Source organism: Treponema sp., from assembly GCF_017430385.1.
Classification (GTDB): Bacteria; Spirochaetota; Spirochaetia; order Treponematales; family Treponemataceae; genus Treponema_D.
The window spans coordinates 1-11,462 of sequence record NZ_JAFRNB010000129.1 but is presented as its reverse complement, the minus strand read 5'-3'; the positions used below and the strand labels follow the sequence as shown (position 1 = coordinate 11,462).

The window sequence follows — 11,462 nt, the reverse complement described above, 5'->3', positions numbered from 1 at the left end:
GGACGTTGACGGCCTGGCCGACGAAATCAACGAGGAACTTCCGATTCCTGTGATTTCTGTTCACTGCGAAGGCTTCAAGAGCCGAATCTGGGCGAGTGGCTTTGATATTTCCGACCACGCTATTTTGCAGGGAATCGTAAAGCCGCCTAAAGAAAAACGAAGAATCATCAACATCAAGAACTTCTACGAGAGCGCACGTCCTCAGATTACAAAGATTTTCAACGAAGTCTTTGACGCTGAGCCTCAGTTTTTGTACTGTAACTCGACAATCGAAGAGCTTAGCCATTTGAGCGAGGCATTGGCAACGGTCTGTATCTGCGGTACTCTGGGAACTTATCTTGGAAACGCTTTGGAAGAAACTTACGGCGTTCCTTACGTGCGTACAATCAACCATTCTGGAGTAACAGGCTTTGAAACATGGCTCCGTGGAATCGGGGATGCAATTGGCCGCCGCGAGCAGGTTGAAGCCTACATCAAAAAACAGCGCGAAATTTACATTCCGCAGATTGAAGAGGCAATCAAGCCGCTTCGTGGACTTCGGGCTGTAATCGGAATGGGACCAGGCTTTACTTACGAGATTGCCCGCGTTTTGCAGGAATTCGGCATGACAATCGATTACGCCCTTGCATGGCACTACGATTACAAGTACGACAACGGCCAAGTTCCGCCGGCACTGGAGCATCTGCTTAAAAACAGCCCTAAGGACATGAGGGTTGCCGTCGCCGACCAGCAGAACTACGAGGTTTTGAACATCCTCAACCGCTACAAGCCGGACGTTTACTTTAGCCGTCACCCGGGAACTACTGTCTGGGCAATCAAGCAGGGCTATGCCGCAGTCTTCGTTGCCGACGAGTACACAGTCTTTGGCTACGAGGGAACTTTGAGCTTTGCAAAACTGATTCGCGACACCGTTACAAACCGCTCGTTCGAGAAAAACCTTGCCGCCCGAATCAAGCTTCCGTACACAAAATGGTGGTACGAGCAGAGCAACGAAAAGTTCATCAACGCGGAAAGCAAAAGATAATTAGGAATCGGGACTGAGCAATTAGCAATTAAAGGGGGGAAAGCCTTCCCCCTGGTTCGCACTTCGTAGCTCACCACCCCCTTCTACGTGGGCTCGCCCCCGTAACGCCCCCAATTTTTTTATGACTCTACAGCAAATAAAATACATTCTTGGCGTGGCAGATTCTACTTCGCTCAACAAGGCTTCGGAAAGGCTTTTTGTCTCGCAGCCTTCTCTTTCAGCTTCTCTGCATGACGCGGAAGATGAGCTTGGCTTTCAGATTTTTATGCGCACAGCCCGCGGAGTGAAGCCGACAGAAACTGGTGCGAGATTCATCCATGACGCCAGAGAATTTTATTTACATTACGAAAGACTTCTCAAAAAATATACTTCGTCAGAAAAGAAAACTTTTTCGGTCACGACATTGTATTATGCCTTTGCGCGGAAGGCCTTTGTCGAAATCGTAAAGGATTTTTCGGGCGAGAACTATGATTTTGCTTTCTGCGAAAAAAAAGCTTCGCTTGTGATTGCGGATGTCGCACTCGGAAAAAGCCAGATCGGTATTCTCTACCTCAGTGACTCAAACCGGGAGTCAATTTCAAAAAGTCTCAAATCCAACAACATTGAATTTCATCATCTCACCGAATGTAACGCCTTTGTGTACCTTCACAAAAATCATCCTCTGGCCAAAAAAGAGTCTGTCTCGCTCGACGAGCTTTCGGATTACCGCTTCGTGACTTTTGACACCGACGATGTTAAGTCATTTTTCTCCGATGAAGTGATTGAACGCTACGGCCTGAATCAGGCGATTACGGTTGCTGACCGGGCCACGGAACTGAACCTGCTCAAAACTCTTGACGGCTACACTTTTCTTTCGGGCGTATTTGCAGAAGAAACGAACGAAGATTTTGTCCTTGTTCCGCTACAGAATCCCGATGACGGACTCTGCCACAGTTTTGAGCTGGGCTACATTACAAAAAATAACATAAAAATCGAAAAAATCAGCCTGAATTACATCGATGCGGTGCGGCGGATTTTGAATATCGCGGGATTTGTGTGTTAGTATTGTACGGAAAAGGGGATTTTACTCAATCAGCTCGCGGATTCTGTAGTTTGTACCGATTTTTTTGCACAGCTCGCGGCAGTTTTCCTCATCTTCGTGGGTGATTGTTGTGGAAACCGTGGTCATAGTAACATTCGGCACATATTTTACTGAATTTCGGGCGAATGCAAGCATGGCGGCATGGGCATTTTCTCCGAAAGTCGGGCGGCAACGTTCCTCGTAGATTTTTGGATCGCTTGAATTGAGGCTGATTGAGATTGAGTCGATTAAACCTTGAAAAAGTGGTGTAATGTCTTTTTTATGAATTAAATTTCCGAGACCGTTTGTATTGATTCTGATTGGCTTTTGAACCTGGCTTTTAAGAAATTTTGCGGTCTCCAAAAGCACATCCAGGGCTTCGGTCGGCTCTCCAAACCCGCAGAACACGAATTCACTGTATTTTGATAAATCCTCGGCAAGCAGGGCCGCCTTTACTTCATCAAAGCTAGGCTCGTGCTCCAGCCACAAAGAATCCTGAACATAGAATTTTTTGTTCTTCTGCCGGATGCAGAAAGTGCAGGCACAAGGGCAGCGGTTGGTAATGTTCAGATAAAGCCCGTTTTTGACCTGGTAGACGATTTTCATCATTTTTTCACTTTTTGCCATGATTCTTATCGTAATTTTTTCGTATTTTTCTGTCAATTATTCAGTTATAGAAAATTCCTATAACACCTATAAAAAAAATATATTAGTAAAGATTCTTAAAAAAATATATACCTACTACTGTGCTAGGTAATAACGACCTAGAGAGGAGGTTTTATGAAAAAATTTACTTTAAAAAATCTTGGTAAGACTGTTTTGGCTTTGGCACTTGCCCTTTTGACTTTTGGCTTGCTTTCATGCAAAAAGGAAAAGACTGAAGTTCAGACCGTTATCGTCGGTACAGGCTCTGACATGCAGCTTTACTGCTATCTTGATGAAAAGGGTGAGCTTGCAGGCTACGAGATTGACGTAATGAAGGCGATTGACGAGCTTTTGCCCCAGTATAAATTTGAATTCCAGACTTTTGACTTCAAGAACATTCTGCTTGCCCTTTCTGCAGGAAAAGTTGACATCGGTGCCCATGCCTATGAGTCAAATCCAGAGCGAAGGAAGAATTATCTTTTTACGGAATACGGCTACAATGACTTTTCAAAATACATCGTCGTGTTGAAGGAAAATACTGACGTTAATTCCCTCAAAGACCTGGTTGGAAAAACGGCTCAGGCTTCGACAGGAAGTGCGACAGGCGCAATCTTGCAGCACTGGAACGAAGACCATCCGAACGAGCAGATTAATGCGATTCTTACTTCGGCACTCACAAATGAGCAGGTCGTTGCGGCAATGAAAAACGGCACTTACGACGCATTCTTCACAAATATTCCAAGCTTCAATCAGATTCAAAAAGAATATGGAAATATTTTCCGCCTCGTTGAGGAGCCTATTTCAACTTCAGCGGCTTATTTCATCTTCAATCTGGACAATCCGACCCTCAAGGCTGACGTAGATGGAGCACTTAAAAAACTTATTGATTCAGGTGAACTTGCAAAACTTGCTATTAAAGATTTGGGTTCTGACACAACGAAGAATATAAACAAATAGAATAAAATCGGACTGAGCTTATGGCGGATTTATTTTCCTGGAAGAGACTTGTTCAAAATTTTCCGGTTCTGATTGTTAAGCTGCCGATAACTTTTGAGATTGTGGCGGTTGCGTTCACTTTGGGCTTTCTCCTTGCCCTTCTGATTGCGACTGCCAGAATCAAAAAAATTCCGGTTCTCAATCAGATTCTGACGGTATTCATTTCCTTTGAGCGGGGAACGCCCCTTCTGGTTCAGATGCTGGTGGTTTATTACGCCCTTCCGATTGTGCTCAAGACTTTTTTCGGAATCGATTCACGCAGATGGGAAAAAATCATTTTTGTTGACCTGGCCTTGATTTTAAATCAGGGAGTATTTTTGGGCGAGATTTTCCGTGGTGCCATTCTTTCGATTCCAAAAGGTCAGAGGGAAGCGGCCATTGCCTGCGGATTTTCTGAATTTAACGCCTTTGTCAGGATTGTACTTCCCCAGGCCGTGCGGGTTGCCCTTCCTTCTACAGGTCTTACTCTGATTGGCCTTTTTCAGGAAACATCGCTGGTCTTCATGATTGGCGTGATTGACATTATCGGAAGAGCCAGCGCGCTTGGAGCCACAACAGGCCACAGTCTTGAAAGCTACGTAATTATCGCGGTCATTTTCGTGCTGATTAACTTTGCCCTTACGGCAATCACCACAAAAATCGACAAAAAGCTGACTTTCGGTGCGAAGCCTGTAAGGATGGGGGTTGTATGAAATTCAGTTTTGAGTATCTCTGGAAGTGCCTTCTTTCGGGCGTGGTCTTTATTCCCGTCACCCTCAAACTTGCCCTGATCCCGCTGGCTCTGGGCCTTGTCCTTGGAACTTTGATTGCAGTTGCAAGAATTTTCAAGGTTCCGGTTGTTGAGAAAGTGTTTAAAGTCTTCGTCGCAGTCTATTCAGGCATTCCGCTCATGGTCACGCTTCTGATTTTTCACTTGATTTACCTGAGTTGCTTTAAGCCCGGCAAAAACGGAACCATGCTGCTGGCTTATTTTACATTTACGCTGAGCAGAACAATCATTCTGAGTGAGACGATTCGCGGGGCTTTTCTGGCAATTCCAAAAGGTCAGTACGAGGCGGCCTACAGCTGCGGACTTTCGACTTTTCAGGCACTTAAAAAAATCATAATTCCCCAGATGATTCCTGTTGCCCTGCCAAACCTTACGAACAACACGCTGGGTTCAATTAAAAACACTTCGATTGTCCTTGTGCTTGGCGTGGTGGACGTGCTGAACGGCTCCACGATTCCCTGTGCGGACACTTACAGCTACGTTGAAGGCTATGTGGCGGCGGCGATTATCTATTGGGCTGTGAACGCGGTCGTTGAATTCTTCCTGGTTCGCCTGGAAAAGCATCTGTCGAAAAAAAGGTGAGGAAAATGATAAAACTTGAGCATGTGAAAAAATCTTTTGGCCATCTTGAAGTGCTGCATGATGTTTCCCTTACGGTTGAAGACGGAAATGTCGTTGTCATTCTTGGCCCCAGCGGAAGTGGAAAGACAACCCTTTTGCGCTCGATAAATTTTTTGGAGCGGGCAGACAAGGGAACTCTTTCAATCGGAGACATTTCGGTGGACCTGCACGCCGCAAAGAAAAAAGACGTCCTTAACGTCAGAAGAAAAACTTCAATGGTCTTTCAGAATTACAATCTATTCGCAAACAAGACTGCACTTGAAAATATCGTTGAGGCTCTGGTCACGGGCCACGGAGTTCCAAAGGCTCAGGCGATTGAGCGGGCAAAACTGGAGCTTAAAAAAGTCGGCCTTTCCGACAAAGAAGATTACTATCCGAGCCAGCTTTCAGGCGGCCAGCAGCAGCGTGTGGGAATTGCCCGGGCTGTGGCTCAGGACGCTGAGGTGATTCTGTTTGACGAGCCTACCAGTGCCCTGGACCCTGAGCTTGTCGGCGAAACCCTTGCCCTTATAAAGCAGGTTGCAAAGGAAGGCCATACGATGATTGTCGTGACTCACGAGATGAGCTTTGCCGAAGAGGTTGCCGATAAAGTCGTATTCATGGACGGGGGCTACGTCGTTGAGGAAGGCTCTCCAAACGATATTTTTTATCACCCCAAGGAAGAGCGGACAAAGCAGTTCCTAAAGCGAATATTGCCGCCATCAGATTATATTATATAGAAGGAAATTATCATGCAAAAGCAGATTCAGGACACAATTCGTGACAAGCATCTGGGTTTTGCCGACGTTCAGGTGGGTGAATCGGGTGTATTGCGAGAAAAAGCCCAGTCTCATTGTCTTAAAAACGCACACCGTACCTTTGAGCAGGGAATTCAGTGCGTGCAGGTAAACAGCATGAATGCGCTTGTTTCTTTGCAGGACACGGTAATGATTATTCATTCTCCACTGGGCTGCTCTGGCTGTGCCGCTTTTGGTGCGATTGACCGGCTTAATGTTTACAAACATCATCGCGGGCGAGACGATGCGCCGGAAAGCCATGTGATTTCATCGGCTCTTGGTGAAAAAGAAGTCATTCTGGGCGGAGAAAAACGCTTGCAGGAGACGATTGAAAAGGCTGTGGAACGATATAATCCGAAAATTGTATTCATTCTTTCTTCATGTGCGGCGGCGATTATCGGGGACGACATTGATGCCGTTGCCGAAAGAATGGAAAAAAAGTACAGAAAATTTGAGGGGCGTGACATTCTTTTTGCCCCTGTTCACTGCGAGGGCTTTAAAAGCCGCAATCACGCCACAGGCTACGACCTTGCGCTTGCGACTTTGCAAAATTATGTGATTCGCGATGCCCGTCCGCCAAAGCAGAAAGGCCTAATAAATCTTTTTGCGACACATTCTCTCAGTTGGGCAGACCAGCAGGAAATGAAGCGGATGTTGAATGCAATCGGGCTTGAAGCGAACATTTTGCCTTACAATGCAACTTACGAAGACATAATGAAAATCCCTGCCGCTGAGTACAATATTTCGGTCTGTCAGATTTTCGGTGACGAATACATAAAATTTTTAAACGAAAAATATGGGATTCCTTATGCGGTAACGAACATGCCGATTGGAACCCGAAGCACAAACCGCTGGCTCAGGGCAATTGCAAAACTCGCAGGAAAGGAAAAAGAGGCGGAAGATTTTATTGCCTCGGAAAGTGCCGCAGTCCGTGATGAAATCGAGAGGATTAAAAAGAAGACTGACGGACTCAGAGCCTGCCTTACAGCCGGAACTGGCCGTGGTTTTGCCGCCGCAACATTGATTGGTGACTATGGAATGAAACTCCTGTGCATGCACACGCCATATTATGATGAGGCTTACATCGATGACTTCAAACGGCTCGAAGAACTGCATGGTTCTGAATTTTTGGTGAATATTGCGGATATGCAGCCTTACGAGCAGGTCAATCTTCTCAAAAAATTCAAGCCTGATGTTTTTATTGGAATGTCTAACTGGGTAAGCAGGCTGGGGATTCCGTCGCTTCATATCCTCGACTCAAAACGGCCGACTTTCGGCTATCGGGGTGTTTTGTATCTGGGGCGAAAAATTGAAGATGCTTTGGACAACAATAATTTTAACAAAAATCTCTCGCAGTTTTCAAAAAATGCTTATCGCGAGGAATGGTACAAAAAAGACGCATTCAGCTATCTCCAGATGCCAGAGGATGCGTTATAGAAAGCACCTCCATGCAACGCCACTAGCGTGGTGCTATTTAAGGAGTAAACAATGGAAAAATGTATTGAAAGACCAAGAAATTTGTGTTCTCTTCACGGAGCCCTTGACGTAATCGGAAATATTTACCGTGCGATTCCGATTTTGCACGCAAGCCCTGGATGTTCAATGCAGGCTTCGAATCACACAAATCTTTATTATCTTGGAGGCTATCACGGCCTTCCCAGCTCAAATGCTTATGAGAAAGAAGTCGTATTCGGTGGTACTCAGAGACTCCGCGAGACAATCAAAGGCAGTCTTGAAATCATGGACGGCGATTATTACGCTGTCCTTACAGGCTGCTCAATGGGAATCAACGGCGACGATGTTGAAAGCGTTGTCGAAGAATTCAAAGATTCCCCATACCCGATTACAAGCATCGACACGGCAGGTTTCCGTGGTGACACTTACACTGGCTACAACATGGCTCTTCTTGCCACAGTCAAAGCCCTTGCCCAAAAAACAAAGACAGATCCTCTTTTGGTAAACATCTACGGGCAGCCGCCAAGCTCGGACATCACTTTACGGGGTGATTTTGAGGAAATCACGAGAATTCTTTCAAGAATCGGCGTCAGGGCGAACACATTTTTCATCCGCCGGAACGGAATCGAAGAGTTCAAAAATTCTGGCAATGCCGCCCTCAACATAAATCTTTCGCCCTGGCTTGCAAAAAACGTTGACGCCTACTACAAGCACGTCTTCGGAATCGAAACGCTCACGCTTTCAGGCTGGCCGGTTGGCCCCAAAGATACGGCTTCTTTCCTTAAAATTTTGGCAGAAAAGCTTGGAATCAAAAAAGAAGTCGTGGAAAAAGCCGCACATGCAGAAGAACTTTACGTCTATGAATATCTGGACTCGCTTTTCGGCAATTTTGAGCGTCACCGCTTCATTCTTGTGGGTGAAAGCGCAAAGGCTTTGGGAATCGCCCGCTTTCTGGTCAACGTGCACGGCCATATTCCCCTTGCTGTGATTCTGACAGATTCGGTATACGAAAAGGACAGGCAGAAAATCCGCGATGAGATTCAGAATCTTGATTGTTCCCGCAAGGCAGATGTTTACTTTGAGAATGATGTCTACGAAATTGAACAGATTGCAAAAAATTATGATGGCCGAGCAACGCTTTTTATGGGAAGTTCCTACGAAAAGAAAATTGCCCAGAAACTGAACGCATTTTTTGCAATCACATCGAATCCTTGCCTTGATAAAGAGATTTTGAACCGCTCCCACATTGGAAGTCGTGGGGCAGTCTCATTGATGGAAGACTTGTATAACCATTTTTAGAGTTAGATTTTGATTCAGATGAATAAGTCAAGAAACCTCGACATGACTGAAGGAGCCATCCTTCCTCAGATTGCAGCTTTTGCCCTTCCTCTCTTTGCCGGAAACATGTTCCAGCAGTTCTACAACACGATGGACTGTTTTGTCGTGGGAAAATTCTTAGGGAAGGATGCCCTTGCGGCTATCGGGGCTTCAACTCAGTATGTCTTCACAGTAATCGGTTTTTTTGCAGGATTTTCCACTGGAGCTCAGGTCGTGATTTCCCAGGCCTTTGGGGCAAAAGATATCGGCCGCCTGCAGAATGCGATTCACACGGCGATTCTCAGCTCTTTTTTCATCAGCCTGATTATGACGGTGGCAGGAATTGCCCTGTCTCCTCTTGTGCTGCGTTTGATTTCTGTCCCGGAAAGCGTTTTTGAGCCAGCTCTGTCTTACCTCAGGATTTATTTTGCCGGAATCAGCTTCCTAATTCTCTACAACATTGGCTCAGGAATCCTTCGTGCTTTGGGAGACTCACGGCGTCCGCTTTATTTCCTCGTCTTTTCTTCGCTCGTGAACATTGCGCTTGATTTTATTTTTGTTCTGGGCTTCAAATGGGGAATAAAGGGTGCGGCCTGGGCCACGGTGATTTCAGAATGTCTTTCGATTCTTCCTGTGTTTTTCGTCCTGATGAAAAGTGACGATGTTGTTAAAGTCCAAGTCAGAAGACTCAGAATTGACTTCAAGATTTTGAAGGAAATACTTCGAATCGGGCTTCCCGGAGCAATCGCTTCCTCAATCACGGCCTTTTCCAACACTTTCATACAGAAGTATGTGAACGCCTTCACTTCTTCCTGTGCGGCGGGCTGGGCTATCTTCGTTCGGCTGGATCAGCTCATGCAGGGCGTGATGCAGAGCATTGCTTTTGCGGCTATGACTTTTACGGGGCAAAATTTCGGTGCTGGAAAAATCATGCGTATCAGGCAGGGAATCAAATCAGCCCTTTCCATGAAGCTTGCGCTTGTGGCTTTCTTTGCGATTATTTTTTTCATTTTTGCAGAGCTTCTGACTTCGATTTTTATTGATGACGATGAATCAATCCGTTACGGGGCGATTTTCATCAGGTGTACGGCTCCTTTTTACATCCTCTGTGCTGTCTGCATGTTTTTTGCTCAGATTCTGCGGGGACTGGGAATTTCACTTGCACCAACAATCATCACTTTTGCGGGTTTCGTGCTCTTGCGGCAGACTTTCCTTTTTGTGGCGACCCGCCTCACCCCAAGCTTCTATGTGGTTTCAATCGCATATCCCGTGGTTTGGGTTTTCACTTCCATCGCCATGATATGCTGTTATAGATTTCATTCGAATAATTTGAAGGAGGTGCGAATATGACAAAAATCCGACACGCAAATCTTAATGACCTTGAAAAACTGAACGAGGTTGAAGCCATCTGCTTTCCGCCTGCAGAAGCGGCCAGCCGTCAATCACTTGAAAAGCGGCTGAAAGTCTTTTCAAACCACTTCTGGCTTTTGTTTGAATGTGACGAGGCTGGAAATGAAAGGGAGCTGATTTCCTTCATCAACGGTCTTGTGACAAATCAGAAAGACTTGACTGACGAAATGTACGACAATCCATCAATCCACGACGAAAAGGGCGACTGGCAGATGATTTTTGGCGTGGACACAAATCCTGCCTTTCAGCATAGGGGCTTTGCCTCCAAGGTAATGGAGCAGGTCATTTCTGACGCAAAAGGCCAGGTCAGAAAGGGAATCGTTCTTACCTGTAAGGAAAAACTGCGCACATTCTACGAGAAATTCGGCTTCAAAAGCGAGGGCGTTTCCAATTCAACGCACGGCGGCGTGGTCTGGCTCCAGATGAGGCTTGAATTCTAAAAAAATTAATAAAGCATCTCCTTTAAAAACAAAAAAAGCACTGAGCCAAAGCGGTATGGTAAGAACTCAGTGCTTTTGGTTGTCTGCGCGATTTTTTTTGTTTTGAATTCTGGAAGAGGCACAAAATTCTTCACAAAAAAAGAAAATCGAACTTACCGAACGCAGTTATAAAATAATTTCCGATTCTGTACAAATACTTTTTTCCGATAACCTCAATAAAATTTTCATATACATATTTTTTTCTTATAACATTATAGAAAACTTGTATTTCTCAAACCTGTCATTTTTCTGTATAAATTTTCTACCTTCTTTTTTTTGAGGAAAAAATACACGAACAAGGAGAAATAAGTATGATAAATCATGTACAGAGAGAAAACGGACAAGGTGAGCTTCGCTTCTTGGTAAAATCACTGAAAGAAAAACTCAGTAATTTTATTGAGGCAATGGCAATGGGCCATAATTACAACTATATACATGGGAACCAGTTCATTTACTGTACTCTGATTGTCGTTATGCTTTCTTTTTCATTTATAGGCTGCTCAAAAAAAACTGCTTCAATTCCTGAACTGAAGCTGAGCAATGTGCTGAGTAGTAACTATACTCCGGTAGTTTATCTTTCAGCTGAGGACGGCCTTGCAGAAAAACATGGTGTTGTGCCTAAAATCGAATACAATGATGGAATTGAGCCTTTAATTACTGGAAAAGTCGACGGAAGACTTAACAATCTGGTGGCGACTCTTGTTTCTGCCGGAAACGGCGCGGATATTGTTTTGTTTGCCGGAACCATGGGTGGCGGTCACATGCTTTTTGCAAATAAAAAAGTCGCAGGCGAGTTGAAAAATCTTGATAATTGGAAAGGTCACAGTGTCGGAACCAGAATTCAAATAACTCCGCAGCTGGTCATTTCCTCATGGCTCAGAGATAAATTCGGAGAAGAAGGAGACGCGGT

12 protein-coding genes are annotated in these 11,462 nt (G+C 45.1%); 11 read left to right on the top strand and 1 reads right to left on the bottom strand.

What is annotated here, in order from left to right; genetic code table 11:
- Together IJJ71_RS09320 and IJJ71_RS09315 are read left to right on the top strand one after the other, a co-directional pair.
- Positions 1 to 1,024: nitrogenase component 1 (locus IJJ71_RS09320; RefSeq protein WP_296846558.1), on the top strand; the 1,024-nt coding region annotated here is incomplete at its 5' end.
- Between the two features lie 121 nt (positions 1,025 to 1,145).
- A complete protein-coding gene (locus IJJ71_RS09315) occupies positions 1,146 to 2,066 on the top strand; it encodes a LysR family transcriptional regulator (RefSeq protein WP_296846557.1) in 921 nt (306 codons plus the stop codon).
- Between the two features lie 21 nt (positions 2,067 to 2,087).
- Here IJJ71_RS09315 and IJJ71_RS09310 read toward each other — a convergent pair whose 3' ends face one another.
- On the bottom strand, positions 2,088 to 2,747 hold the full coding sequence (locus IJJ71_RS09310; RefSeq protein WP_296846556.1) for a TatD family nuclease-associated radical SAM protein: 660 nt from the start codon (positions 2,745 to 2,747) through the stop codon (positions 2,088 to 2,090).
- Between the two features lie 117 nt (positions 2,748 to 2,864).
- Here IJJ71_RS09310 and IJJ71_RS09305 point away from each other — a divergent pair, with 117 nt between their 5' ends.
- From IJJ71_RS09305 to IJJ71_RS09265, 9 genes are all read left to right on the top strand, one after another.
- The gene (locus IJJ71_RS09305) at positions 2,865 to 3,686 is read left to right on the top strand and encodes a transporter substrate-binding domain-containing protein (RefSeq protein ID WP_296846555.1); all 822 of its coding nucleotides are present in this window, start codon (positions 2,865 to 2,867) and stop codon (positions 3,684 to 3,686) included.
- 20 nt (positions 3,687 to 3,706) lie between these two features.
- Entirely contained in the window at positions 3,707 to 4,417 is a 711-nt protein-coding gene (locus IJJ71_RS09300) for an amino acid ABC transporter permease (protein WP_296846554.1), read from the top strand.
- Positions 4,414 to 5,076, top strand: coding sequence for an ABC transporter permease subunit (locus IJJ71_RS09295; RefSeq protein WP_184658812.1), 663 nt, complete (start codon positions 4,414 to 4,416; stop codon positions 5,074 to 5,076). Before IJJ71_RS09300 ends, IJJ71_RS09295 begins: the two co-directional genes overlap by 4 nt.
- 5 nt (positions 5,077 to 5,081) lie before the next feature.
- The gene (locus IJJ71_RS09290) at positions 5,082 to 5,834 is read left to right on the top strand and encodes an amino acid ABC transporter ATP-binding protein (RefSeq protein WP_184658814.1); all 753 of its coding nucleotides are present in this window, start codon (positions 5,082 to 5,084) and stop codon (positions 5,832 to 5,834) included.
- Positions 5,835 to 5,846: 12 nt separating this feature from the next.
- Positions 5,847 to 7,328 (top strand): nitrogenase component 1, encoded by a 1,482-nt coding sequence (locus IJJ71_RS09285; RefSeq protein WP_296846553.1) that lies wholly within the window; start codon positions 5,847 to 5,849, stop codon positions 7,326 to 7,328.
- Positions 7,329 to 7,379: 51 nt separating this feature from the next.
- Positions 7,380 to 8,645 (top strand): nitrogenase component 1, encoded by a 1,266-nt coding sequence (locus IJJ71_RS09280; RefSeq protein ID WP_296846552.1) that lies wholly within the window; start codon positions 7,380 to 7,382, stop codon positions 8,643 to 8,645.
- 18 nt (positions 8,646 to 8,663) lie between these two features.
- Positions 8,664 to 10,013 carry an MATE family efflux transporter gene (locus tag IJJ71_RS09275; RefSeq protein WP_296846551.1) on the top strand — a complete coding sequence of 450 codons (1,350 nt, stop codon included), beginning with the start codon at positions 8,664 to 8,666 and terminating at the stop codon, positions 10,011 to 10,013.
- Positions 10,010 to 10,513, top strand: a complete 504-nt coding sequence (locus IJJ71_RS09270) for a GNAT family N-acetyltransferase (RefSeq protein ID WP_296846550.1) — start codon at positions 10,010 to 10,012, stop codon at positions 10,511 to 10,513. The genes IJJ71_RS09275 and IJJ71_RS09270 overlap by 4 nt, the downstream gene beginning before the upstream one ends.
- A gap of 350 nt (positions 10,514 to 10,863) precedes the next feature.
- Positions 10,864 to 11,462 (top strand): substrate-binding domain-containing protein (locus IJJ71_RS09265; protein WP_296846549.1); only part of this gene is annotated, 599 nt, incomplete at its 3' end.

Excerpts from the sequence above, each read along its gene's own strand:
- IJJ71_RS09315 (WP_296846557.1), top strand. The coding sequence starts at position 1,146 with ATGACTCTACAGCAAATAAAATACATTCTTGGCGTGGCAGATTCTACT.
- IJJ71_RS09305 (WP_296846555.1), top strand. The coding sequence starts at position 2,865 with ATGAAAAAATTTACTTTAAAAAATCTTGGTAAGACTGTTTTGGCTTTG.
- IJJ71_RS09300 (WP_296846554.1), top strand. The coding sequence starts at position 3,707 with ATGGCGGATTTATTTTCCTGGAAGAGACTTGTTCAAAATTTTCCGGTT.
- IJJ71_RS09295 (WP_184658812.1), top strand. The coding sequence starts at position 4,414 with ATGAAATTCAGTTTTGAGTATCTCTGGAAGTGCCTTCTTTCGGGCGTG.
- IJJ71_RS09290 (WP_184658814.1), top strand. The coding sequence starts at position 5,082 with ATGATAAAACTTGAGCATGTGAAAAAATCTTTTGGCCATCTTGAAGTG.
- IJJ71_RS09285 (WP_296846553.1), top strand. The coding sequence starts at position 5,847 with ATGCAAAAGCAGATTCAGGACACAATTCGTGACAAGCATCTGGGTTTT.
- IJJ71_RS09280 (WP_296846552.1), top strand. The coding sequence starts at position 7,380 with ATGGAAAAATGTATTGAAAGACCAAGAAATTTGTGTTCTCTTCACGGA.
- IJJ71_RS09275 (WP_296846551.1), top strand. The coding sequence starts at position 8,664 with ATGAATAAGTCAAGAAACCTCGACATGACTGAAGGAGCCATCCTTCCT.
- IJJ71_RS09270 (WP_296846550.1), top strand. The coding sequence starts at position 10,010 with ATGACAAAAATCCGACACGCAAATCTTAATGACCTTGAAAAACTGAAC.